The organism is Nostoc sp. CCY0012 (assembly GCF_963920855.1).
In the GTDB taxonomy this organism is placed as follows: Bacteria; Cyanobacteriota; Cyanobacteriia; order Cyanobacteriales; family Nostocaceae; genus Cyanocohniella.
The window spans coordinates 1-24221 of sequence record NZ_CAWUDM010000090.1 but is presented as its reverse complement, the minus strand read 5'-3'; the positions used below and the strand labels follow the sequence as shown (position 1 = coordinate 24221).

The window sequence follows — 24221 nt, the reverse complement described above, 5'->3', positions numbered from 1 at the left end:
GTGTTACTGTTTTTTCAACTTGAGACTCCAAAAAGTTTTCTGCACCACTAAGGGTAACAGCTTATTACAGGTGCTAAGAAGGCTACAAAAAATTATCGACAAACATAGCACAACTTGTGTTTTACCAGATGAGTGCCAATAGGTTTCTTGTGCAAATTTCTCACACATTCAAAAGAAGCCAGGGTACGGGGTGTGCGGAGTGTAGGGCAAAAGAAACTTCCCCATGACGAATAATCCCTCATCCCCCTCTTGTCAAGACAAAGAAAAACAATATGCTAAACCAAAAGCAACTACATAAATTGAGGCTTACAATAGTAAGTAGTTTTTTTTTGCAAGTCAACTAAGATACATGGGTTTTTACTCAGTCTAAATTAACTTAAAGATTGTCAAAAGCTCAATACATCTGTAAAAAAGACGGATATACTGTACGTATCAGGGATAACTGAAGTTTTAGCAAATTACTGACATTTACTTGTAGCGATCCCGCTTATAGTGTTGTCTTTCGGTAGATACAAATTTTGAATTAATAATGTGTCTACAAAAAAAGCTAAATAGCTTGTATTTTAGAATACGAACCAAAACCGCATCTACATGATAAATACACTGAATTTATCGCGCTTCTACAAAGCATGTAACCCCAGCTACACCCTGAATATGGGTGACATACTTGATCAGCAGTATTACATAGATTTTGCTGATGTACGTGGGTGCAAGATAGTTGAAGAATTGCAACGTACTATCACTCGAATTTCTCCAGATGAGCCGACCTGCCAACTATTTACAGGTCATATCGGCTGTGGTAAGTCCACGGAATTACAACGCCTGAAAGCAGAATTGGCAGTGGCAGGATTTCACGTGGTTTATTTTGAATCCAGCCAAGATTTGGATATGGCGGATCTCGATATCAGTGATATTTTGCTGAGTGTAGCCCGTCAAGTGAGTGCGAGTTTAGAAGCGATCGGTATCAAGCTAAAACCTACTTACTTTACCAATCTTTTTCGAGAAATTGGGGATTTTTTGCAAACTCCTATTGACTTAACTGCACAAGCAGAGCTGTCTTTAGGTATTGCCAAAATTACTGCCAAAACCAAAGATAGCACTCAGTTACGAAATCAATTGAGGCAATATTTAGAACCACGCACCAATAGTATTTTGCAAGCCATTAACGAAGAGGTGTTAGAGAAAGCTATCGAACAACTCAAGTTAAGAGGACAAAAAGGACTGGTGGTCATCGTAGATAACCTGGATAGAGTTGATATGCGTCCCTTAGCATCAGGACGGACACAACCAGAGTATCTCTTCATCGACCGAGGCGAACAGTTACGCCGTCTGAAATGCCACTTAGTTTATACAATTCCCTTAGCGTTAATTTTCTCTAACGAATATGAGACCTTGAAAAATCGCTTGGGTGGGGGTATTGCGCCTAAGGTATTGCCAATGGTAAGGGTAAGGCAAAGAGATGGCAGTGACTACGAACCAGGTATGTCTCTGTTACGCCAACTAGTATTGGCAAGAGCTTTTCCCCAAATTCCTAGTAATGACAGGTTGTTATTAATCACCGAATTATTTGACCACCTGGAAACTCTCGAACGGATTTGTCGCGTCAGTGGTGGACACATCCGTAACTTATTAGGTTTACTTTATAGCTGCCTCCAACGGCAAGATCCACCGTTCTCTAGAGATTGTTTAGAAGCAGTAATTAAAGATTACCGTGATGATTTGCTATTAGCTATTGATGAATGCCAGTGGGAATTATTATTTGAAGTCATGCAACAACAGACTGTCAAAGGTGAATCTGACTATCAAAGCTTATTGCGAAGTATGTATCTGTTTGAATACCGCGATCCTGTAGGGCGATGGTTTGGTATTAGTCCAGCATTAGCAGAGACAGCAAAAGTCATCGCTTGGCAACAAAACAAGTAACAAGCTCAAATTTTCAGAAATTCAAACCAAAATTACCAATAGCACTACTGAATTTACAAAATGAGAAATTAGAAAAGCCACTAGTACTCTGCGGACTAAATAGAGTCTGCTGAAAAAGTTCAAAAGCCCAAAATAATAGCTTGTTGAATGTCAATCCCTTCAAGTCGGGAAACCCTACCAACAGGGTGACTTCCTAAGACTGGACTGCCTCAGCAACGTACTGGCTCCTTTTGACTTCCCCATAGCGGTACAGGTGCCTTTTTTAATTTTTTATTTTGATATGGAATTTCTGATGTGAAATTTTTATCCTTCTTTTATGGCTCAATCTTCAGTTATGACACAGCGACAATCGGTAGTAGTAGGCGCTCACAATAATCAACATTCTCTGCAAAGGTTAGTTAGATCTATTAAGCTATCAAAAGGTCAATTTGCTGTAATTTTAGTCCGGTGCAATTATGGGCAATTACGTGAGCAAATTCTCGAAGATATTCGCTCTCTTACTCAAGATATTAATTTAAAAGAGATATGTCTTCAGGCATCTAATACTGCCTTACATACCACAATAGCATCAGAATTATTTCTTGATCATCTTGCTGTAGTTACAGATTCTTTGCCATCAGCTGTCATGGTTTTTGGACTAGAGTCAATAATCGCTATTGATGACTTACTAATTGGAATTAACCAGGCACGAGATATTTATGCAGCTACTTTTCCGTTTCCACTGGTATTGTGGCTTCAAGATGAAGTGGCATCATTACTTTCTCGGTTAGCACCTGACTTTAAAAGCTGGGCTGCCACCACAATTAAATTTGAAATGGCAAAAGAAGATTTAATTGCCTTGATTCGACAAGAGACAGAATCTTTATTTGCCAAGGTTTTAGAAGCGGGTGCTGATAAATTTTTATCTAATGCGGCTCTTGATTTAGCCCCCAAATCACAACATCGCCATGAAATTGAATCAGCCCGGAGTGATTTGTTGCGCTTATATGATATTCAATTAGAACCAGAATTAGAAGCTAGTTTAGAATTTGTGTTGGGGAGAGATAAGTATGCCAATGATCAAATTGATGATGCTTTAGGTCACTATCAACAAAGTTTATCTCTGTGGCAACAGCACATAGTTGTTGGTGGTGAATTAGACACTTTAAAAGCAGGAGCAATGACTTCACATCATCGGCTTTGGCAGGCAGTAGTATTATGTCATTTAGGTCTGTGTTATCGCCGCATGGCAGACTTAAATTCCAGTGCTAACCAAAGTTACTGTCAAGAAGCTTTTTTGTTGTTTAAACAATGTCTTGAGGTATTAGAAAAAGAAGCAAGACAAGACTTAGTTGCTAAATTTATTTTGCCTGCGTGTGAAATGTTGCAACGTTTACAAGCTTGGCAAGAATTAAAAAAATTAGCTCAAAAGTCTTTGCAATTGCATGAAAAGTATGGTCTGCCAGCACAAGTTTCTCAAGATTATGGTTTTTTAGCAGATGTGGCGGCTTCTGAGTCTAATTGGGTGTTAGCTCACGAATTAGCCAATACAGCACTTGCTACCGCAGAACGGGCAACGGAAGTTTCACGACAACAAGAAAGTTGGTACCTGTTGTTGCTGGCACGTTCACAAAGGCATATGGGCGAATGCGAGGAAGCTATCAGTAATTTGGAATGGGCAAAGGTAGTTTGTGAGCTACAGTATGAGCCATCACTATATTTGGAGATATTAGAAGAGTTGCGATCGCTTTATTTTTATGAGCGTCATGACTACGCTGAAGCCTTTCACCTCAAGCAAGAAAAAATCCAAATAGAACATCAGTATGGCTTTCGTGCCTTCATTGGTGCCAGTCAATTGCAGCCGCAACGGTTCCGAATTAACCCAGTTCTAGAAACGCAAACAGCACCATTTATTCCTGAAGATGTGGCGCGGGAAATAGCTGCTTCCGGGCGGCAGCAAGATGTTAATCGCTTAATTGAAAGAATTACCCGTGCTGACTACAAACTTACAGTAATTCATGGGCCGTCTGGTGTTGGTAAAAGCTCTATTCTCAAGGCGGGATTAATACCTGCATTAAAGGCAAAAATCATCGGTGAACGTATTCCTTTGCCTATTATTATCTCTGCTTATACCGATTGGGTTACTGCCTTGGGTAGTAGTATCAACAGGGCATTAGCGCAAACAGATATACCCATTGCTACGGACTTTACTTCAGATATTCTCTTAGAAAAACTACAATTAGCCGTTGAACGCAATTACACTATCATTATTATTTTTGACCAATTTGAAGAATTCTTTTTTATTAGTAATTCTCAACAAATAACCAATTTTTATAAATTTTTTAGTAAGTGTTTAAATATTGCCCATTTAAAAATAATTCTTTCTTTAAGAGAAGACTACTTACATTACTTATTAGAATTTGAACGTTTAAGCAACAAAAACAACGATACTTTATATGATTTATGTATAATCAATAAAAACATTCTTGATAAAGACATTCGTTATTATTTAGGTAATTTTTCTATTCAAGATACTACGGGTATTATTAAAAGTTTTACCCAACGTTCTTACTATGAATTAAGCGATGACTTAATTCATAAATTAGTGCAAGATTTAGCAGGAGAAATCGGGGAAGTACATCCCATCGAATTACAAATAGTGGGTGTACAACTACAAGCAGATAACATTACTACCCTGGAACAATATACGCATTGTGGCGGTTCAGAAAAACTCGTAGAGCGCTGGTTGGAAGAGGTAATTAAAGATTGTGGTCAAGAAAATGAAGAATTGAGTTGGCAATTATTGTTTGAGTTAACAGATGAAAAAGGCACGCGCCCGTTAAAAACCAAAGCTGATTTAGCCGTTGCCCTCGAAAAACAATATGATGTGGAATTGGCATGGGAGTTAATTTTAGCAATTTTAGTGGGTTCAGGTTTAGTCTTACGGTTGCGAGAAGAGGTAGGCGATCGCTATCAACTTGTTCATGATTATTTAGTAGAACCGATTCGTCAAAAAAATAACTATGGCATAGTTGCCGAATTAGAAAAAATAAAATTTGAAAAAAACAAAGTAGAAGTAGCCCACAAGCTATCACAAGAGCAGTTAAATTTGGTGCTACAACGGCGATTGCAAGAAGCACGAATCGCAGGTGTATTGTTGGCAATTATGGGAGGCACAATCGCTGCCTTATGGTGGCACGCCGACTTACAAAAAAGAGCAGCAATTAGCCAAACGATGCGCGCTGAACGTAGTGAATCCAATTTAAAAATTGGCGCGATCGCCGCCACAAGTGAAGCCCTATTTAACTCAAATAAAGAATTTGATGCTTTGCTAGAAAGTTTGCGGGCTTGGAGAAAACTCAAACAAGCAAAGGGCGTGGAAGCAGAAACACAAATGCGGGTGATAACAGCCCTACAACAAGCCGTTTATGGGGTAACGGAAGTAAACCGCTTCGAGGGACACACAGATATTGTCTGGGGCGTAAGTTTTAGTCCTGATGGTCAATTATTAGCATCCGGTAGTCGAGATCAAACGGTAAAACTGTGGCGTTCTGACGGTAATTTATTGCAAGAACTCAAAGGACATACCGATGCTATTACTAGCGTTAGTTTTAGCCCGGATGGCCAAACCTTAGCTTCAGCTAGTCTAGACAAAACTGTACATATCTGGCGAAAAAACCCCACAACGGGCGTATTTGACCCCAAACCATTGAAAACCTTAGCAGAACAAAACGATTCGGTTTACAGCGTTAGTTTCAGTCCTGATGGCGAATTACTGGCTACTGGCAACAAAGATAAAACTATCCAAATTTGGCGTCAAGATGGCAGCTTAGTCACAACCCTCAAGGGACATCAAGGTTGGGTTAACTGGGTCACCTTTAGTCCTAATGGTGAATTTATCGCCTCAGCTAGTGACGACAAAACAGTAAAAATCTGGCGGCGCGATGGCAGTCTAGTCAAAACTTTGCGAGGGCATCATCAAGGCGTGACAGTTGTTACTTTTAGCCCAGATGGGAAATTATTAGCATCAGCAGGCCGAGATAGCACAGTTAAATTGTGGCAACTGGGGATAAATAGTCAAGATAGTTGGGACTTTCAAGTTTATAGAAATTTACAGGAACACAATAGTACAGTTTGGAGCCTTAGCTTTAGTGCTGATGGTCAAAAGTTAGCTTCAGGTAGCGATGACAATACCATTAACCTCTGGAGTGTCAACGGTAAATTACTCAAAACCTTGAGGGGGCATAGTGACGCTGTGTCTAGCGTGGCGTTTAGTCCCGACAGCCAACTATTGGTATCAGGCAGTTATGACAAAAGCGTCAAACTGTGGAATGTAGAAGCACCAAAATTACCGATTCTTCAAGGGCATCAAGATCGAGTATTAAGCATCGCCTGGAGTCCTGAAGGTAATATGTTGGCTTCTGGTAGTCGCGATCGCACAGTGAAACTTTGGCAACGAAATACTAATAACGGTGAAATAGAAACTCGACTCTACAAAACTCTCAGGGGACATGCAGAACGAGTTCCTAGTGTCAGTTTTGACCCCAAAGGTGAAATTCTGGCTTCAGGCAGTTATGACAAAACAGTGAAACTATGGCGACGGGATGGGATTTTACTGAAAACTCTCCAAGGGCATACTGACAGCGTTATGAGTGTCGGTTTTAGCTCTGATGGTCAAATACTAGCATCAGCCAGTAAGGATAAAACAGTAAAACTGTGGCGACGGGATGGGACTTTGCTCACAACCTTAATTGGGCATCATGGTTGGGTAAATAGCATTAACTTCAGTCCTGATGGTCAACTTTTAGCCTCCGCCAGTGATGATCAAACAGTAAAACTGTGGCGGCGAGATGGAACTTTGCTCAAAACTTTCTCACCCCACGATAGCTGGGTGTTAGGTGTGAGCTTCAGTCCCACCGACCAATTGCTAGCTTCTGCCAGTTGGGACAATACAGTCCGGTTGTGGCGATACGATGGGACGTTGTTAAAAACACTCTTAAAGGGCTACAGCGATAGCGTCAACGCTGTTACATTCAATCCTCAAGGTGAATTGCTGGCTGCTGCCAGTTGGGACAGCACAGTCAAACTCTGGAGCCGTGAAGGTAAATTGATTAAAACCCTCAACGGGCATCACGCCCCTGTGTTAAGTGTTGGCTTTAGTCCTGATGGTCAAACCCTGGCATCGGCTAGTGATGATAAAACAATCATTTTGTGGGATTTGCATCTTGATCACCTGCTGCTGCGTGGTTGCAACTGGGTAGATGATTACCTCAAGCACAACCGCAACGTTGAAGAACGCGATCGCTTTCTTTGTGATGGCATCAGTCCCAGGCGCTAAATACAAAGGTGATGAGTTAAGAATTATGAAGCGCGAACAATTCTGAATTCAAAACTCAAAACTAAGTTTGAGCTTACCAGCTCAAAGAGCGATCGCTTTCTAACAAATCATCGCTGTTTTCCGCCTCGCTGTGGTCTTCCATCGCGGATGGCGGCAAAATTGCCAGAAAGGCTTTTAGCCTCATGCGCTCAATGTAAGGCCAGCCCCCCTCAGACTCAATATCTTTGAGCAAAGAGTAGAGTTTTTGACGATTATCCGGCAAACTCTCTTGAAAAGCGCTATCCCGAATATCTCGATGTAACTGTTCCAAATGCCGCAGCAAGCCCAAAAGAGCGATGGCATCTCCCTGGCAAGCCTGAGCGACATTATTTACTGCCCTTGCGATTATTTGCAATTGATCAGACAAATTTTCTGATTCCACACTTTGTTTATTGTTCATGCCATTATCTCCGTGTAGTTGAAGTCTACTCAAATTTACCGAAGATTTTTGGCTTTTATCTGTGATCACTAATTTCTCAGGGCATAAGTACACACCTATGGAGTGGCAAAGATGAAGCCTCGGAAGCTACAAGCCTATGAGGGCAAAGATTTCAGCTTTACGTACCTTGTCCATATTACAGGCACTCATGATCACTTCTAAAAGTGAGCGATCGCGTCTAGCACAGCCTCTCAGTGAGCAAAATCTTATTATGTGTTTTTAGATAAGACTAGACTGCTTTGATTTTGAGTTAAAAAAAATCGTATGATCTGGCTGATTTGACTTTTACAACTTAGATATTAATTTTTGACATTGAGGTTGACCATGAGGTATCGCGCTTTAATTGTTGCATTCTTGGCTGTGTGTCTTGGCCTATTAACTGCTTGTAGTGATGCTCCCGCTTCTACCGGTGGTAGGGATGTACTGACCTACGAACAAATTCGCGGCACTGGCTTGGCTAACAAATGCCCCCAGTTGGCAGAAACTAGCCGTGGTTCTATTCCCATTGATTCCAGCAAATCCTACAGCATCAAAGAACTCTGCTTGGAACCCACCACTTTCTTTGTGAAAGAAGAACCAGCCAATAAACGCCAAACAGCAGAATTTGTTTCTGGCAAATTATTGACCAGGTACACTTCTACCATTGACCAGGTACAAGGCGATTTGAAAATCAATCCAGATAACAGCCTGACCTTTATAGAAGCAGATGGTCTGGACTTCCAAGCCATCACTGTCAAACTCCCTGGTGGTGAATCAGTACCTTTCCTCTTCACCATCAAAGATTTAATTGCTCAAACACAACCTGGTTTGACCAGTATCAACACCTCTACGGACTTTGAAGGTACTTTCAAGGTTCCTTCCTATCGTGGTGCAGCTTTCTTAGATCCCAAAGGTCGTGGTGTTGTCAGTGGCTACGATAATGCTGTGGCTTTACCTGCCCAAGCAGATGACGAAGACTTGACCCGCGCTAACGTCAAACGGGTGGAAATTCTCGATGGCAAAATTTCTTTACAAGTAGCAAAAATAGATAGCTCTAGTGGTGAAATTGCTGGCACTTTCGAGAGCGAACAGCCTTCTGATACTGATTTAGGTGCTGGCGAACCGAAGGAAGTCAAGATTCGCGGTCTGTTTTATGCCCGAGTTGAACCTAATCGTGGCTAAATTCTTTTGAGTATGGCTACTAGCTAGTACTCATGAATTCAATTCTTTAATCATCAGCTTTATTACCAGATTTTACCCATTTGCTTCCCATAAATTTAGGGGGACGTAAATGGGTTTTTTGTTCGCTTGGCTGAGATTCATCATGGTTGAGGTACGACATAGATATCATCAAAACATAATCAAATCCCTGCGGGACTTCCCCACAGGGGTACCCTTGGGTGAGCAGGGAAGGCAGAAGAGACTGAGGAAAAGAAATCTGATAGTCGTATTGGAGGAATTTAATTTTTTGATGTCTCTAAAGTAGGCAACAGGGAAGAGTACTTAACATTATATTTTTAGATTTACACTACAACCCAAAATATACATAACTGAGAACAGATAACATTTTCTACTTGCCAAAAAACCATAACCGCTTTGATAATTAACTTTATTTATACTCACAGTTACTTAATAATTTTGAATATTAGATAAATCTCATTTTTTAACTACAGTATTTCCACTGAAACCTACTAAAAATCAGTTAGTAAAATCATTATTAACAGTCTTCTTTATTAATGAACAAATTTAGGTACAATCTCGGTTTGAAACTATAGAAGTAATTTTATATTTTGTTTAAATGTAGTCATCAAAAGCTACAGATAATCACGAATTTAAATAACAAGAAAAATACCAACCTCGCTTATTGATATTTTGGGCGATTGTCAAGCCTCTAAGGTATTTCACAGCTAAAGTTGTTATTTCCCATATATTTTATGGAGAAAATAGCATATTTTTTCTGGAATATTTCACAATCGTAGCTGTTGATAAGCGGGTATTCAATGATCATTGGCTCAATATATGTGGTGCTATGCCTACTACAGTCACCAACGAACTTAAGCATGAAATTTGGCAGTTGTTGCGAGAATATCAACAATCTCGTTCCGAAACTATTCGCAATCAATTGGTAAAACTAAATTTTGGACTTGTGAGAAAAGAAGCTCACTATTGGATGAATCAATGTCGTGAAAGCTATGATGATTTGTTGCAAGTTGGCTGTTTGGGTTTAATTCGGGCTATTGAAAAGTTTGAAATTTCTAAGGGACATGCGTTCAGTTCCTTTGCTATTCCCTACATTCGTGGTGAAATTCAACACTACCTGCGAGATAAAGGTGTGACGGTGCGAATTCCTCGGCGTTATTTAGCCCTACAACAGCAGGCAATTGGCGTTTCACGTTCCTTACGCGAAAAATATAATCGCCAACCTACTGATGCTGAATTAGCCGCAGCACTGGAAATTTCCCCCAATGAATGGCAAGAAATTAAATTAGCATGGGTCAATCGCTCTCCTCTGAGCTTAGATGTCCCCGTTTTGGACGGAGAAGATGGGTCTACTAGCTTAGGAGAATTAGTCCCCGATCCGCGTCATCGTAGCTTTCAACTGGCGCAAGAAGACCAAATTCGCTTGCAACAAGCGCTGTTTCAGTTAGAAAAATGTACTCGTGAAGTATTAGAATGCGTATTTTTACAGGACTTGACCCAAAAACAAGTAGCAGAACATTTGGGGATTAGTGTCGTTACAGTTTCCCGGAGGGTGAAAAAAGGACTGGGCTTGTTAAAGCACCTCATGGGTACCGCAGAGGATGAATAAGCTATCAGGTTAGCCGCATTTACCCCAAGTTAAGTGTGCTAAAAATAACCTTTAAAATTCCAAAAAGTAGGTTATAACGGGAAGATACTTTGCCTGAAATACAAATAGGCATGGTTGATTTCCTTCAGCAATGTTTCCGGTAGCTTTTGAGAACGGCTAATGGGCAGAAATTCCAAAATTGCATTTGCAGCGTGTCTAAGTTTGGCGATCGCAGGCTGTACTACAGAAAGTACACCAGAAGCTGTTGCTCCTGTGCCTAGTGCAACGCCAGCTACAAAGCCACCAATGGCGACTCAATCCTTTAATAATCCGGTGGTATCTACCAACCAGGAAGTTACTAATGCTTCGGCAACCCCTAACTTAATCCAACCCACTAATGCTACAGAGCGAGTAGTCATAGTGTCACAAGGACGGACTGATCCGTTTGCCCAAATTATCGGGCAGCCAGTTCTTTCGGTTCCTCAAACTACAACTACAACTAGGGTAGTTCCGGTGTTACCTCGCCTACCTACGGCTACAGTACCCAGACAGCCCATCAGTAGCGCGGGGCTTTCTACTGGAACTAGAATTCCTGTAGCTTCCAGCAATGTGGCACAAACACCAAAGCCTCCTATTCAGGCTTCAGTTCTGCCATCAGTCATGCCTCAAGTTGTCCCCAATCCCACATTGGTATCTGTATTACCACCACCAGCGCAACCTGACTTAGCCAAGGCAGTCACAGTAAGTGGTGTAGTGCTGATTGGGAAAGAACCCCAAGCGATTATTAAAGTCCCCAATGAGACCACAAGTCGTTATGTACAGGCAGGACAGCGACTAGCAAATGGACTGTTAATTAAACGTATTGAAATGAATGCAGGTTCCAATCCGATTGTAATTCTGGAACAATATGGTATTGAAGTCACCAGAATGGTGGGCGAAGATGCTAGCAACTCAACGCCATCAGCCACAACTAATGTTGGCAATTCTGTTTCGATGACAACACCTCAAAATCCTGTTACTGTCGGAGCTTCGTAAAAGATGGAGACTAAGGAAAAAATTGAATTTACTGGTTTACCTTTAGCAGTCTATCGAGAAATAGCTGCTCATTTGCGCCAAGTTGAAGGTGTAGAAGTTGCTTTAATTCCTCAGTCATCTCAACAATTTGATTATGATCAAAGCCAAATTGCTGGGTTAGTAATTTCTTGGCAACCCAACTCTAGGTCAGAAAGTCGGCACCGTGTGCAGCAAATTTTGGCTTACTATCAAAACCATTACGGTGTTTAATACCTTTGATTTCCTAGTGTCCACCTTTTTTATGAACCTGTAAATAAAATTAGGCTTTTTCTCGTCCAAAGAGACCTTGTTAATCATACAGGTCTATTTTTTTAATAAAATTTTTTCGCCTACTAACAGTAATTTTAATTTATTGGCAATACTAAAAAAATCCTTCTCCACTAATGATTGTGTCCAAAATGAAATGCTGATATATTTGCATCTGGAAGTGCAATAATCCCCCAGCAATATTTAATTATATTTCTCAAAAAATAGTATCGGAAGTAGAAAATAGAACCACATAGTAAAATATTAATATTGTATAAATTATTGGAAATACTGATAGTCAACCTAATGGTAATGTGGGCATTAACCTAGCTTTGAATTTAGGAAATGTGGCGAACAGTGCATTGCTTTTAGGTAAATCGTCAGCGGGTTATAATGCTGATTTAGGATTGATGCGTGCTTTAACAGTGGTACAAGTGCTGTTTAATATCCAGCTAAAAGAACAAAGATTCAAGGACTTATCATTCCGTGCTTATTTGACTGCTCAGTTAATATTACCTAGTGGAGAATTGGCGGCGATCGCTCGTCAAGCAGATTAGACACGGCGACGGATTGAAATTCGCTTTACCCGGTTAGGGAAAGTGCAAGAAGTAAAGTAATTAAAGTTTTTGTAAAGTAGATGGTAATGTTGCCGGACTGGGAAGCAAATAGTAACATTGGGTGATGCAATTGTTAGTTGCTGAGGTAAACTTGCAAGCAAGATAACGCACAATCTGACTCTGCTGCTCTTTGGTACGGGCATCACTCACAATGGAACACTGGCAATTTCTAATACAGAAGCAGGGCGATCGCTCTTGGCATACCCTGGAATCGCCAAACTTAGAAATTTTGGAAGGTCGGTATAGAGTTTTGGCTCGTTCTAACCTGCCTAATACGGATGTAGAAATCCGGGTTACTCACTCTTCAACCCAAAAAATTCCCCCAAAACGGCGGATTCAAAAGCGATCGCGGCGCACTAACTCGGAAGGTTTAATGGCGGTAATTCCCTTTACCCACCTCAAGCCAGGCATTTGGGAATTGCAATGCTCTGGGGATTTGATGTCGGATCTTTTCGGCCAATCGTGGCTATACAATATCAATCTGCAAGTCTTGTCTCAGGAAGCATACGAAACACGGGAGCGCTTGAGCAAGACGGAAAGTATGGAGTCTAATTCACTCCAGTACACCAATCCTATTGTTGATGAAGAATTGATAGCCCCGGTGACTGTATACAGTGAAAGTGAGTCAGCTACTATTGCTGATGAAAAATTAATAGCCCCGGTGACTGCATACAGCGAAAGTGAGTCAGCTACTATTGCTGATGAAAAATTAATAGCCCCGGTGACTGCATACAGCGAAAGTGAGCCGGCTACTATTGCTGATGAAGAATTGATAGCCCCGGTGACTGCATACAGTGAAAGTGAGTCGGCTACTACCGATTTACCAACTCAAATAGAAGAGGGAAGTGCAGTTAATGACCAGCCAGTTAGTCCCGTCTGGTTAAAAGGTGAAACGGCAGAGCAAATTCTACAAAATTTAATGGATTTAGCTTTACCCACCGTTGAAACTTTACTAGAACATGAGGAACTGGAAGATAGTTCAGTTGTACAACCTCCGCCGCCATTATTGCTCACCTTAGATCGGGAAATTTACATTGCTCGCTGGGGAGAAAAACTCACTATTAACGGGTGCGTAGAGCTACAAAACCAGGCAAATGGTGAGGATGAAACACCATATCCGGAAAACCTCTATGCCCTAAAATTATTAATTGAACTGCGATCGCCTCTGGAGTCAGAAATTTTAACCTTGATGCGGCAGCCTTTACCAAATAGCTCGCTGCCCTTTAGTATCAGTTCTGTAATTAATATCCCCATTCACTGTGAATCCAAGCTGATTTTGGCAGATATGCGTTTGTATGGCGCACTTACAGATGTGGGTGAAATAGTTCTGTTAGCTAGCAAGTCTTTCACAATTACAGCAGATGTGACGGAATTATTGGCAATCACAGCAGCAGCCAAAAGTAGTTATCTCAATTTCTTAGATAGCTCTAGCGCATCACCCAATTCGGCAGATGAGTCTACAGTGCCGGAACGGACTATGAGCATTGATTTAGGGCTGTTTAATTTGGTCAAAACTTCCCCAAAAGATGCTTCTGGGCTGTTTGGGACTTCTGCCCTCAATCATTCACAGCCACCGCAAATTAAACCACGGGAAATAGCAGAAGCTTCATTGCCAGTATCTGAGATCCAGAAAGCAGCAGATTCTCGTTTGCCACAACTACCAAAGCTACCGGAGAACCAATCCACTGCTATCAAGTCACTCACTACAGGTTTGGCGATTGATGATGTGAATTTATCTGTCTCTGTAGAGTCAGCACCCAGAGAGAAAAATGAAAATCTAACTCCCTTAGCTCCGATTAATTTAGCGCAGCTGGTCATTAGAGATCATCGAGTGGCGATGCTTGGCAGTACTTTTCCCTACTTAAAACGGGTGAAAGCTGCATCTAGCACACAAGTTGCAGAGGATAATAGCACGGTTAATACTTTGGATAGTGCGGCTGTTGAGGAATCTCTACAGACTGATACACCTGTCCAGGAGGATGAAAATCAACTGGAATTATCTCCCCCGGAATTAGTACCTGATAATACAGAATATGCGGATGCATGGGAGCCAGAAGTAACTCCCCCAGCCAATGTAGAGTTAAGCAATGAATCGGAGTCAGAAGTAACTTCCCCAGCCAGTTTGCCATTAACCACACAAGATAATATTTATTCTTCTCCCCTGATTAGAAAGTGGATGCACAGCCAAGCATCTTCTCTACCAGAATCCATTATTGATGTTCTTGACCAGCAAAAGATACCTGATGAACAAATGCCGCTGTCTTCTCCCCCTGTAGATGTTGACTCATTATTAAATCTAGAGGAAGAAACAGAAAGCACAGCAGATGCGATCGCAGCAGAAGTACAAGAGACAGAAATACTAGAAGTAGTGGAAACAGAAAGCACAGCAGATGTGGATGCAGAAAATAGTTTATTAGAAGAAACCGCTGCATTACCACCTCCAGTCCCCGAATTAGCATCGGCTGTCCATCCGCCAAAACCATCTGCTTGGTTAGCACAAGAATTTGTAGTAGATGATACATATACTATAGAGGCAGCAGATTTAACAATCAGTGGTGCCTCTCAACAGCAAGAGCAAGTCAACTCAGACTTATCTGCTCCATTGTTGGAAGGAGGAATAGTTGAGCCTTTACCGATTCCGCAGATGCGTGTACCGGATGGGGAATTAGTTGCTGGTAAGTCTGTGAGAGTGAGGATAGAATTGCCTGCTGTGCCTCCGCAAGTAGCTGTTAAGTTATGGGTGGAAGATTGCCAAACGCGCTGGTTGCTGGATGGCCCTCATGTGCTGACAGACTTGCTACCTCAGCCTGAGGGAGATGTGGAAGTGATGACTCAATTAAACATTCCCTTTGGCTGTTTGGAAATTCGCCTAGAGGCGATCGCTTTCCATCAAGTTACCCAGCAGGAAAGTCACAAAGTCACGGTTGTGCGGACTGTGATTCCTCCAGACTTGCCAAATTTAAAGCTAGATGAGTTACTGGGGATGTGAACTCCTATGAAACTGGCTGTGTTAAAAATTTTGAGAATTTAAAAAATCAGGCAGGATTTGCAGTAAGCTCGTTTTCGAGGATTGTCTATTATTCAATAGGAAACTTAACTATGGCAGCTTCATTTTTGCCCTCCATTCTTGTTCCCCTGACTGGTCTAGTTTTTCCGGCGGTAACAATGGCGTTTTTGTTGTTATACATTGAACGCGATGATATTGCCTAATTAGTCATGGGTGAAGTAGCTCGTTACCAATTTTAGAGCTAATTCCAACGACAAACCGCCTATCTCTATGAGACAGGCGGTTTGTTAATATCGATTTTTAAACAATTGCCACAAAGTCCATACTAAATGGCATTCAGAATCAGGTTATTTTTACATTGAAGAACCAACGCCAGCGTAGGCTCCGTAAAAGAAAATGCCTAAAACTGTAATTACACCTAAACCTGCGATCGTAGCGACGACCCACAGGGGTATTCTCCCACTTCCTGCTGACACAGCTTTTCTCCTCCCTTAACAAAAAATCAACAACGAACAAATAAACAAAGATTTACAAAAACTGTTCTCTGTTAGTTAAAGAAGTAACTGGAGAACAAAATCCCTAGAACGAAAACTAGTAATAGTCCTAGGTATAGCGAAGTCCGGTTAAGTTCAACCGGTTGATTATTAGGATTAGGGCTTCTTTCCATGATTGACTCCTAGCGTTGAATAAACTGCATGGCGGCGATCGCGCCTAAGAAAAATACAGTAGGCACGCCTAGGGTATGAACTGCGAGCCATCTAACTGTAAAAATTGGATAAGAAACTGGTTGATTGATGTTATTTCCGCTAGTCATGATCCCAAACTACTTTCCGATAAATTGTTCAACTTGCTGTTTAGCGTCAAAACGATCCTTAACAATAGGCACTTCTTGCCGTGTTTGTGTGTAGTACTCGTTAGGACGGGGTGTGCCAAAAGCATCGTAAGCCAGTCCAGTGCTGACAAACAGCCAGCCGGCAATAAATAATGCGGGAATGGTGATGCTGTGAATTACCCAGTAACGAACGCTGGTAATAATGTCCGAAAATGGACGTTCTCCAGTGGTACCTGACATTTAGATTCCTACCTTCATGAAGACTGTTATTGAGTCTATTATCCTACAAAGTTTAAAAACAGTTACAAGTTGCAACGTTCTTCTCAGAAATCAGGGCGAATACTTAAGCGTATGGTGTCCCTAAGCGGCTCCTATGGGGTCAGCTTTGGCGATATTTGGTTGGTATTTAAGTAAAATACCGCGATCGCCTATAACAAATCCCTGATCTGTCCGAAAAAATACAACTTTGTACAAATTAGCAGCTACCTGTTCCACATCGCGGTCTTTTTCCCAGGTTTGACCACCATCAGGACTCCGCAGCAAATTACCGCTACCGCCACCGATCCAAATTTCATTGGCAGTACGATATGCCAAATCTAGTAAACCCCAACTTGTGGCCAACTCAGGACTTTGCGCGTCTTGCCATTCTTCAGGATTAGCTGGGTCGTTAAATTGCACCTGACCCCCCCTTGCTAACAACCACAATTGACCATTCTCTGTAAAACCCATATTTTCTAGGCGACGAGAACTATTGCGGTTGTGGGGTTGCCAAGCACTTTGACCCGGTTCCCAAGTCGAATAGAAGCTACCTTTGGCGGACACAGCTACATATTTACCATCAACGGAGCGCTCCATATTACGCACTACACCAACAGCTGCTTCAACCTGGGCTTTCCAGTTTTTGCCACCATCTGTAGTTTTATAAATTGCTCCTACATCGGTAGCCATTTCAGCTGTGTTTTCTCCTAGTGCATAGATAGCGATGGGACTACCAGGTAATTTTTCACTGAGGGGAATACGTGACCAAGAACGACCTTCGTCAGTGGTGTGTAGTAGTAAAGAAGGTTCTCCTACAATCCAGCCTTCTTGATCGGCAAAACTTACCGAGTCAAAACGAGACTTGGGGTCATCAAGTGCCAGTGTGATTGGTTGCCAAGTATTACCACCATCATTTGTTTCCAAAAGCGTGGCATTGCCACCTACTAAAAAACCATGCTGGGGGTTATCAGTAAAGGCAATATCCAGCAACTTAGCTTCTGTAGGCACAGAAATAATTTCCCAAGGATTATAGCTGGTGGAAGGGACTTTGCTACAACCTACACACATGAGGACTAATATTAACAAGGCAAATATTCTTTGCCAATTTCTCACAATACCCATTGAATGCATCAGTATTTCTTACTTGTTTCTAAATTTGTGTAGTTGTTTTCTAGATTTTTAACCTTAAGGGCAATGGTCGCCCTCCCAACTGGGTAAAAAAGATAACGGGTCTTATTGTAAGCCGTAGAGACTGATAAAAAACAAGAAACCGAGAGCCAAAGCCCCAAAAATCAGAATGTTCTTTTGCCCTGGTGTCAGTTGATTGACACCCAAACCATAACCAAGATTTTCCTTAAAACCGGATGCTGTCCCCACAGGGCCGATATTGGCAAAAGCGGTCTTTTTCGCAGTACATACTGGACAGCGCCAATTTATGGGGAGTTCGGCAAACGATGTGTTTGGGGCAATATTATGACTATCGTCGCCCTTTTCTGGTTCATAAACATAACCGCAGGCGCGACACTCGTAGCGGTCTAATGCTGGATTTTCAACAGCTTGTTCGCTAGCTTGTTCACTCATTGCTCAGGCCTCGCCGAGAGGAATTATTAAATATACGTTAAAAATTATGACATACCTGTTAGACTTTTCCATCATTACCCAAAGCGAATCAAATACCTGAAGAGAGTCTGTTTCCCAGATTTCAGAAAAGTCAAAAAGATATAATGTAAAAGAAAGTAACAGCCTTATTTACACCATAAGCGGTAGATATTCATTGTGTTTGTCCTCAGCGGTTACGAGTACCTTCTAGGCTTCTTCATCATTTGCAGCCTTGTGCCTGCCTTGGCACTTTCAGCATCCAAGCTCCTACGACCCAGTGGTAACAGCCTAGAGCGGCGCACCACATACGAATCTGGCATGGAACCAATTGGGGGAGCCTGGATTCAGTTCAATATTCGCTACTACATGTTTGCGCTAGTCTTCGTCGTCTTTGATGTGGAGACTGTCTTTTTGTATCCTTGGGCGGTGGCTTTCCACCGTCTGGGGCTATTGGCTTTCATTGAAGCCTTAGTTTTTATTGCAATTCTTGTAGTCGCCCTAGTTTACGCATGGCGTAAAGGAGCTTTGGAATGGTCTTGAATCCAAATTTAACAACCCAAGACAAAGAGCAAATCATCAACCCCATTCAACGTCCCACGGTTACACAGGATCTTTCTGAAAACGTGATTCTGACTACGGTTGATGACCTCTATAACTGGGCAAGGCTTTCGAGTTTGTGGCCTTTGCTGTTTGGTACAGCTTGCTGCTTCATTGAATTTGCAGCTTTAATTGGCTCCCGATTTGATTTTGACCGTTTCGGGCTAATTCCTCGTTCTAGCCCCCGTCAAGCCGATTTAATTATTACGGCAGGGACAATTACGATGAAGATGGCACCCCAATTAGTGCGTCTTTATGAACAAATGCCCGAACCGAAGTATGTCATCGCTATGGGAGCTTGTACAATTACAGGCGGGATGTTCAGTGTGGATTCACCCACTGCTGTGCGTGGAGTTGATAAGCTAATTCCTGTGGATGTTTATTTACCTGGTTGTCCTCCCCGACCAGAAGCGATTATCGACGCAATTATTAAGCTGCGGAAAAAGATCGCTAATGACTCAATGCAAGAACGGGATCAAATTAAGCAAGTCCACCGTTTTTACAGCACGACTCACAACCTGAAACCCACGGAGCAGATTTTAACTGGTAAGTATTTGCAGTCAGAAACGCGCTACACACCACCAAAGGAATTAACAGAAGCAATTGGTCTACCAGTACCACCTGCGTTGCTGACAGCAAAGACACAAAAGGAGGAACAAAACCGTGGCTGAAGAAGATTCCAAACCAGTACCAGCAGCCGAAGATTCCCTGGTTAAAGCTGGTCAAGTTTCCCAGTGGTTGACGGAAAATGGCTTTGAGCATGAGTCGTTGGAACCCGACAAGAACGGGGTAGAGATAATTAAGGTGGAGTCAGATTTCTTACTCCCTATCTCTACAGCCCTGTATGCCTACGGGTTTAATTATCTTCAGTTTCAATCTGGTATTGATCTTGGCCCAGGAGAAGATTTGGTCAGTGTCTATCACTTGATTAAAGTTGGTGACAATGCCGATAGACCTGAAGAAGTGCGGGTGAAAGTATTTTTACCTAGGGAAAATCCCAGCGTGCCTTCAGTTTACTGGATCTGGAAAACCGCAGACTGGCAAGAGCGAGAAAGTTACGACATGTTCGGCATTGTCTATGAAGGACATCCGAATCTGAAGCGAATTTTGATGCCGGAAGATTGGGTGGGTTGGCCCTTGCGTAAGGATTACATTTCACCTGATTTTTACGAGTTGCAAGATGCTTATTAGGCAGTGCTAAGTGCTGAGTTTCAGCAGTGAGCTTTTTTAACCCCTCTCCGGCGGCGGAGGGGGGCAATGTTTTTTAAGGGACTGACAAATAAATCAATAAACCTACTCAACCCAAAAACTGAGAAATCAACGGCAACAACTTACCACATTCTTCAACCAACTTAGTTGCATCAGGTAAACTAGCAACAGTACCCTTCAAAATTTTTATTGCTGTTTTCGCTGCCTTTTGCATCGCTCCCTCTTGGGGATTTTTCCCAGCTTCCGCCAAAGCGTTCACCTGTTCTAACGCCTCAGCTTTATCTTCTGGTGGTAAATTTTCCTCAGCCTCAATGGCGGTTTGTAATTGTGTTAATAATTCCTTAATTCCCGGCTTCTCAGGTTCAGTTGAACTTGGTAACTCATTAATAGTATTTGTTACTGTACCACTAATATCACCTAAGTTTAAAGCTTGCCCACTAGCATTAAAATCACCGCCAATATTACCAATATTAATACTACGGCTGGAATCGTTACTGTTAGTCATATTTTTATTTTCTAATTTATTGTCAACTTGAACATTAATAGGTTTATTTGCTAATAAACTCATAATTTCTTTCATGTCAGCACTTTGTTGTCGATAGATAACTATCTCGTTATCTTTGGCTTGTAATTGTGCTTTATATTTTTCCTCTACAGCTTGCAGTGCCAATTGATAACTTTGGGTAAAATCCCTATGAATCTTTTCTTTATCTGCACTATCAGGCACAGCAACCTTCACGACGACTACCCCTTCACCTTTATTTTCAATACTTTGTAGTGATAATTCTGTATCTTGATTTTGTTGTTGCACATTGTCAAAAGCATTCACAAAAGCCTTCCAATCAATGCCATTACGGAAAATCAAATCTACAGTATTTAAAACTTCTTCAAATAGTTTAAAAAATTCTCCTGGTTGAAATTCGCCACTATTAGGACGGCGTTCGCGCTCATCAGTTCCAAGCTGGGGGTGTTCTAAAAGATAAACAAAGCGACAATCTACATTATTTAATAGAGTTGAACTTTCAATATTCCAAGCTTCTACACAAGTACCAGTCATTTTTGCACTAGTAAAATCAGTACCTACAGCTTGAGCTAAAGTCAAATTTGCCCACTCTAAACAAGCTCCTTGGAAGGTAGCTTCAGTAATATCGGCATCTTTAAAATTGGCTTTTGTTAAATCTGCGCCTATGAGGTTTGCGCCTTTTAGATTAGCGCCAAGATATGATTTTTCTCTACCATTGCAACTTACAAGTAATTTGAGAATATCTCGTTTAGCTAATATTAAATTTCCCACTCTGGCAAGGTCAAGTTTTTTAGCTTCATAAAAACGAGTGCGGGTGAGATTGGCTTTTCGGAAATCTGTATTTTTGAGAATTGCACCTGTAAAGTCAGCATCAGTTAAATCAGCACCACGAAAGCTTGTCCCACCTGTTGCAGCAAAGGCGACAGCAAATGAGCGTACCCAAGCGTCTTTTTCATCTCCTCTTAAACTACGCCAGCCAATGTAAGCACTAAATAATGTAAAGGCTACGGCTCCAGCTCCGGCGAAGACTAAGGCTACGGCTCCGGCTACGACTCCGGCGAAGGCTACGGCTCCGTCTACGTGGAAGGCTCCGGCGAAGGCTACGGCTACGGCTCCGGCTCCGGCTATGGCTATGGCTATGGCTCCGGCTATGGCTCCGGCTACGGCTATGGCTCCGGCTACGGCTCCGGCGAAGGCTACGGCTACGGCTCCGGCTCCGGCTCCGGCTACAGATACAGATCCGCCGAAGGCTCTGGCTAAGGCGAAGGCGAAGAGTCCGCCGTTTACGGCTACGGCTAAGGCGAAGGCTACGGCTACGGCTCCGGCTACGGCTACAGCTACGGCTCCTAAACCTGCTGTTAAACTCTTACGAAGAGTAATAATACAAAAAACCAGTAGCACAATTAGGGAGACTATACCGGAAATGATCTGTTGAATACGACTAAAATATTCAGTAGTTGTAGAGCTAAATATAGATGCTACCAATACACCGAAAAAGAGTGAGAAAAACCCTGAAACTGCCGATAGCAGCCATGAGGCTATGAGCAACCCAATAGTCCAACGCTTTTGTAGTCCGGCTTTAGCACCTGTAAAATCCGCACCTTTAAGAATTGCGTTAGTAAAGTTTGCTCCTCTAATATCCGCCTTGCTAAAGTTTGCTCCAGTCAGGTTTTGACCTTTAAAAGAGCACCCTCTAAGATTTTTTCCTGCGTAGTCTGGCGGCATAATCGCGTCAGTATGAGGTTATTACTGAGATTTTATACAACTTTGCCCTTATATATTCCCGATTTTGTGAAAATTTGGTGAAATTAACCAGATATGTGTTCCAGATCCCCGACTTTTTGAAAAAATGGTTGATCTCAATAAAATGGTAAAAATTGCCATCATTATTCTAGAGATACGAAAATCAAGGCTTTGAGATTGCTACTCTGCGAGAAGCCGCTCCGCGTCTACCCTACGGTCGCAATGACGAAAATACGTTAGGTTTACGTAAGTCTTGTGTATTAATCAAGCCTTGTTATTAAGTCAATTTAGGAAAGGTTTGGAGGTCTAAGGTTGGTAAAGTTAGTGGCACCATAGTGCTTGTCGATCATCTTGGCAGAGGTTCCAGTCCATCTACCGATCGCAGTGCTGTTAATATGTGATTCCACACAAAAACTGATAAAAGTATGTCGTGTCTGGTAACTTTTACGATACGGAATGCAGCATTTAGCTAAGATTGCTTTCCATGCGCGATTAGAAAAGTTGTGATGATCGATAAATTTCCCTTTTGGGCTGGGAAAAATTAATGCTTCAGGATTAGTTTCTTCGGGCCTAATCTCATCTAAAATATCTAGTAATTCTGAATTAATCGGGAAATCACGTTTTCTTTGGGTTTTTAGCCCCTCCTTCATAACTAAGCCATCTTCAGACACAACAACAGATTCTCGAAACTGAACCACACTATTTGTAATGTGTTTCCACTTCAAAGCAATTGCCTCAGATGGCCTGCATCCAGTAAAAAACAGGAAGCGTACATAATGGGTGTAATGGCTGTAGTAGCGATCGCTAGCAAAAGTACGAATAATTAAATCTCTTTCTTCTTTACTGAAGGGATTAATATCTTGTTCTTCAGTAAGTAGAACAGGGTAAATAATTAAAGGTTTGTAGTGAGAACTTTAGTTCTCAAATCAGGACTAAAGTCCTGACTACGAACTGAACTTCAATAATTTACATTACTTTACATAGTTTGGTTTTTTCAAGTCGTTCTACTTAGCACCCAAAGGTGCTTTGATTTTCATAGCAGCAAACGGGTTAGCATCAATTAGCCCCTCTTCCATTGCCGGGGTAAAATGAGCAGCCACGCAGAAAGTTACGATAAGGACTTGATGACCTGCTGGTAACATCCTGATTGACATGGATCAAACTGTACCATTTAAACCCCTCTAGTTTTTGTAGCCTGAAATCCTTATGGCTACGTTGTCAAATGCTGTATCAAATAACCTATAGGTTATTTGATACATTCAGAATTGCGAAAAATATCGACTTGCAGAATGCTTATCCAGTAAGGGTTACAGCCTTAGCGTAACTTTCTGTTCGATTTCTCATTTACCCCCTTGCCCAATTACAGCAAGCTTTCAACTGAGTTAAACAACGCTTTGCAGCATCTGGAGTTAAGTTGGCTAAAAGATAATCTCGAATAGCGGATGCTTCATCTAGCGATCGCGTGGGCAACTTAGCGATGTGATTTCGATGTTTAGTAAAGTCTTTAGCGTAAGTACTAGGACTGACTTGAGGTTTTTTGAACTCGCTATACCTATCCCAAAGTTGGTCTAATTCAGGTTTAGGCTTCTTAATGGGTGTAATGGGTGTAATCGTAGTTAAAGCAGATTGAGGTTGGTACTTCTGTAGAGTTAAGTCCAATCGCTCACAGAGTATATGTTTTTCAATCTCAGATGCTTTGAGTTCAGCTAATTTCCGGTTATTTGGGGTATCTGCTAAACCTGTAGAGATGTAATAACGTTCGCCTCTATATCTAAACCGCAACTGCAACCGACTATTAGAATTAATGATAGAGACAGAACCCTTAGATGCCCGCCCTGTAGGAGTTTTGGAGAACATAACTTTATAAGGTGTAATTACTCCTCTGCTCTACCCCTTTTACACCCAATTTACACCCAATTTACACCCATTTTTTGCCTAAAGGTACCCAAAAATGCCCAAAATTTTTTAAGATTTAGAACCCACATTCCGCACCCACAACTGTCACACCCCAAAGAAACGGATATATCTAGT

23 protein-coding genes are annotated in these 24221 nt (G+C 41.7%); 12 read left to right on the top strand and 11 right to left on the bottom strand.

Annotated elements, in window-relative coordinates:
• Positions 1-591: 591 nt before the first annotated feature.
• Positions 592-1923: a P-loop NTPase fold protein gene (locus ACM0OS_RS21725; protein ID WP_414545271.1), complete on the top strand. Its 1332-nt coding sequence runs from the start codon at positions 592-594 to the stop codon at positions 1921-1923.
• 334 nt (positions 1924-2257) lie between these two features.
• Entirely contained in the window at positions 2258-7240 is a 4983-nt protein-coding gene (locus ACM0OS_RS21720) for a hypothetical protein (RefSeq protein ID WP_414545273.1), read from the top strand.
• Positions 7241-7313: 73 nt separating this feature from the next.
• On the opposite strand, the gene ACM0OS_RS21715 is transcribed toward ACM0OS_RS21720, so the two are convergent.
• Entirely contained in the window at positions 7314-7679 is a 366-nt protein-coding gene (locus ACM0OS_RS21715; protein ID WP_414545270.1) for a hypothetical protein, read from the bottom strand.
• Positions 7680-8042: 363 nt separating this feature from the next.
• On the opposite strand from ACM0OS_RS21715, the gene ACM0OS_RS21710 reads away from it, so the two are divergent.
• From ACM0OS_RS21710 to psaI, 7 genes are all read left to right on the top strand, one after another.
• The gene (locus ACM0OS_RS21710) at positions 8043-8879 is read left to right on the top strand and encodes a photosystem II manganese-stabilizing polypeptide (RefSeq protein WP_414545269.1); all 837 of its coding nucleotides are present in this window, start codon (positions 8043-8045) and stop codon (positions 8877-8879) included.
• 847 nt (positions 8880-9726) lie between these two features.
• Positions 9727-10506 carry an RNA polymerase sigma factor SigF gene (locus ACM0OS_RS21705; RefSeq protein ID WP_414545268.1) on the top strand — a complete coding sequence of 260 codons (780 nt, stop codon included), beginning with the start codon at positions 9727-9729 and terminating at the stop codon, positions 10504-10506.
• Between the two features lie 159 nt (positions 10507-10665).
• Entirely contained in the window at positions 10666-11520 is an 855-nt protein-coding gene (locus ACM0OS_RS21700) for a hypothetical protein (RefSeq protein WP_414545267.1), read from the top strand.
• Between the two features lie 3 nt (positions 11521-11523).
• Positions 11524-11769, top strand: a complete 246-nt coding sequence (locus tag ACM0OS_RS21695) for a hypothetical protein (RefSeq protein WP_414545266.1) — start codon at positions 11524-11526, stop codon at positions 11767-11769.
• A 383-nt stretch (positions 11770-12152) separates the two neighbouring features.
• Entirely contained in the window at positions 12153-12362 is a 210-nt protein-coding gene (locus ACM0OS_RS21690) for a hypothetical protein (protein WP_414545265.1), read from the top strand.
• A 211-nt stretch (positions 12363-12573) separates the two neighbouring features.
• Positions 12574-15411, top strand: coding sequence for a hypothetical protein (locus tag ACM0OS_RS21685; protein WP_414545264.1), 2838 nt, complete (start codon positions 12574-12576; stop codon positions 15409-15411).
• Between the two features lie 110 nt (positions 15412-15521).
• Positions 15522-15632: a photosystem I reaction center subunit VIII gene (gene psaI, locus ACM0OS_RS21680; RefSeq protein ID WP_414530419.1), complete on the top strand. Its 111-nt coding sequence runs from the start codon at positions 15522-15524 to the stop codon at positions 15630-15632.
• 150 nt (positions 15633-15782) lie between these two features.
• On the opposite strand, the gene ACM0OS_RS21675 is transcribed toward psaI, so the two are convergent.
• From ACM0OS_RS21675 to ACM0OS_RS21650, 6 genes are all read right to left on the bottom strand, one after another.
• Complete coding sequence (locus ACM0OS_RS21675) at positions 15783-15905, bottom strand: photosystem II reaction center protein J (protein ID WP_414545263.1); 123 nt, start codon at positions 15903-15905, stop codon at positions 15783-15785.
• Between the two features lie 71 nt (positions 15906-15976).
• On the bottom strand, positions 15977-16096 hold the full coding sequence (locus ACM0OS_RS21670; RefSeq protein WP_015209609.1) for a photosystem II reaction center protein L: 120 nt from the start codon (positions 16094-16096) through the stop codon (positions 15977-15979).
• A gap of 9 nt (positions 16097-16105) precedes the next feature.
• Positions 16106-16243, bottom strand: a complete 138-nt coding sequence (gene psbF / locus ACM0OS_RS21665; protein ID WP_190959380.1) for a cytochrome b559 subunit beta — start codon at positions 16241-16243, stop codon at positions 16106-16108.
• A gap of 9 nt (positions 16244-16252) precedes the next feature.
• Positions 16253-16501 carry a cytochrome b559 subunit alpha gene (gene psbE, locus ACM0OS_RS21660; protein ID WP_414545262.1) on the bottom strand — a complete coding sequence of 83 codons (249 nt, stop codon included), beginning with the start codon at positions 16499-16501 and terminating at the stop codon, positions 16253-16255.
• A gap of 120 nt (positions 16502-16621) precedes the next feature.
• Entirely contained in the window at positions 16622-17641 is a 1020-nt protein-coding gene (locus tag ACM0OS_RS21655; RefSeq protein WP_414545261.1) for a photosynthesis system II assembly factor Ycf48, read from the bottom strand.
• A gap of 111 nt (positions 17642-17752) precedes the next feature.
• Complete coding sequence (locus ACM0OS_RS21650) at positions 17753-18100, bottom strand: rubredoxin (protein ID WP_414545260.1); 348 nt, start codon at positions 18098-18100, stop codon at positions 17753-17755.
• A gap of 195 nt (positions 18101-18295) precedes the next feature.
• Here ACM0OS_RS21650 and ndhC point away from each other — a divergent pair, with 195 nt between their 5' ends.
• The 3 genes from ndhC to ACM0OS_RS21635 are packed head-to-tail and all read left to right on the top strand — an operon-like array spanning position 18296 to position 19906.
• Positions 18296-18658: a photosynthetic/respiratory NAD(P)H-quinone oxidoreductase subunit C gene (gene ndhC, locus ACM0OS_RS21645; protein WP_414545259.1), complete on the top strand. Its 363-nt coding sequence runs from the start codon at positions 18296-18298 to the stop codon at positions 18656-18658.
• Positions 18649-19386, top strand: coding sequence for a photosynthetic/respiratory NAD(P)H-quinone oxidoreductase subunit K (gene ndhK, locus ACM0OS_RS21640; protein ID WP_414545258.1), 738 nt, complete (start codon positions 18649-18651; stop codon positions 19384-19386). Before ndhC ends, ndhK begins: the two co-directional genes overlap by 10 nt.
• Complete coding sequence (locus ACM0OS_RS21635) at positions 19379-19906, top strand: NAD(P)H-quinone oxidoreductase subunit J (protein WP_414545257.1); 528 nt, start codon at positions 19379-19381, stop codon at positions 19904-19906. The genes ndhK and ACM0OS_RS21635 overlap by 8 nt, the downstream gene beginning before the upstream one ends.
• 106 nt (positions 19907-20012) lie before the next feature.
• Here the strand turns inward: ACM0OS_RS21635 and ACM0OS_RS21630 are convergent, their stop codons facing one another.
• From ACM0OS_RS21630 to ACM0OS_RS21615, 4 genes are all read right to left on the bottom strand, one after another.
• Entirely contained in the window at positions 20013-22172 is a 2160-nt protein-coding gene (locus ACM0OS_RS21630; RefSeq protein ID WP_414545256.1) for a pentapeptide repeat-containing protein, read from the bottom strand.
• A 305-nt stretch (positions 22173-22477) separates the two neighbouring features.
• Positions 22478-23011, bottom strand: a complete 534-nt coding sequence (locus ACM0OS_RS21625) for a site-specific integrase (RefSeq protein WP_414545272.1) — start codon at positions 23009-23011, stop codon at positions 22478-22480.
• 183 nt (positions 23012-23194) lie between these two features.
• The gene (locus ACM0OS_RS21620) at positions 23195-23344 is read right to left on the bottom strand and encodes a hypothetical protein (RefSeq protein ID WP_414545255.1); all 150 of its coding nucleotides are present in this window, start codon (positions 23342-23344) and stop codon (positions 23195-23197) included.
• 190 nt (positions 23345-23534) lie between these two features.
• Positions 23535-24047, bottom strand: a complete 513-nt coding sequence (locus ACM0OS_RS21615) for an Arm DNA-binding domain-containing protein (protein WP_414545254.1) — start codon at positions 24045-24047, stop codon at positions 23535-23537.
• Positions 24048-24221 lie beyond the last annotated feature (174 nt).

Coding starts and splice junctions, on each gene's coding strand:
- ACM0OS_RS21630 (WP_414545256.1), bottom strand. CDS start 22,172: ATGCCGCCAGACTACGCAGGAAAAAATCTTAGAGGGTGCTCTTTTAAA.
- ACM0OS_RS21670 (WP_015209609.1), bottom strand. CDS start 16,096: ATGGAAAGAAGCCCTAATCCTAATAATCAACCGGTTGAACTTAACCGG.
- ACM0OS_RS21705 (WP_414545268.1), top strand. CDS start 9,727: ATGCCTACTACAGTCACCAACGAACTTAAGCATGAAATTTGGCAGTTG.
- ACM0OS_RS21615 (WP_414545254.1), bottom strand. CDS start 24,047: ATGTTCTCCAAAACTCCTACAGGGCGGGCATCTAAGGGTTCTGTCTCT.
- ACM0OS_RS21700 (WP_414545267.1), top strand. CDS start 10,666: ATGGGCAGAAATTCCAAAATTGCATTTGCAGCGTGTCTAAGTTTGGCG.
- ACM0OS_RS21685 (WP_414545264.1), top strand. CDS start 12,574: ATGGAACACTGGCAATTTCTAATACAGAAGCAGGGCGATCGCTCTTGG.
- ACM0OS_RS21715 (WP_414545270.1), bottom strand. CDS start 7,679: ATGAACAATAAACAAAGTGTGGAATCAGAAAATTTGTCTGATCAATTG.
- psbF (WP_190959380.1), bottom strand. CDS start 16,243: ATGACTAGCGGAAATAACATCAATCAACCAGTTTCTTATCCAATTTTT.
- ACM0OS_RS21695 (WP_414545266.1), top strand. CDS start 11,524: ATGGAGACTAAGGAAAAAATTGAATTTACTGGTTTACCTTTAGCAGTC.
- ACM0OS_RS21710 (WP_414545269.1), top strand. CDS start 8,043: ATGAGGTATCGCGCTTTAATTGTTGCATTCTTGGCTGTGTGTCTTGGC.
- psaI (WP_414530419.1), top strand. CDS start 15,522: ATGGCAGCTTCATTTTTGCCCTCCATTCTTGTTCCCCTGACTGGTCTA.
- psbE (WP_414545262.1), bottom strand. CDS start 16,501: ATGTCAGGTACCACTGGAGAACGTCCATTTTCGGACATTATTACCAGC.
- ACM0OS_RS21720 (WP_414545273.1), top strand. CDS start 2,258: ATGACACAGCGACAATCGGTAGTAGTAGGCGCTCACAATAATCAACAT.
- ACM0OS_RS21725 (WP_414545271.1), top strand. CDS start 592: ATGATAAATACACTGAATTTATCGCGCTTCTACAAAGCATGTAACCCC.
- ndhK (WP_414545258.1), top strand. CDS start 18,649: ATGGTCTTGAATCCAAATTTAACAACCCAAGACAAAGAGCAAATCATC.
- ACM0OS_RS21650 (WP_414545260.1), bottom strand. CDS start 18,100: ATGAGTGAACAAGCTAGCGAACAAGCTGTTGAAAATCCAGCATTAGAC.
- ACM0OS_RS21620 (WP_414545255.1), bottom strand. CDS start 23,344: ATGTCAATCAGGATGTTACCAGCAGGTCATCAAGTCCTTATCGTAACT.
- ACM0OS_RS21655 (WP_414545261.1), bottom strand. CDS start 17,641: ATGGGTATTGTGAGAAATTGGCAAAGAATATTTGCCTTGTTAATATTA.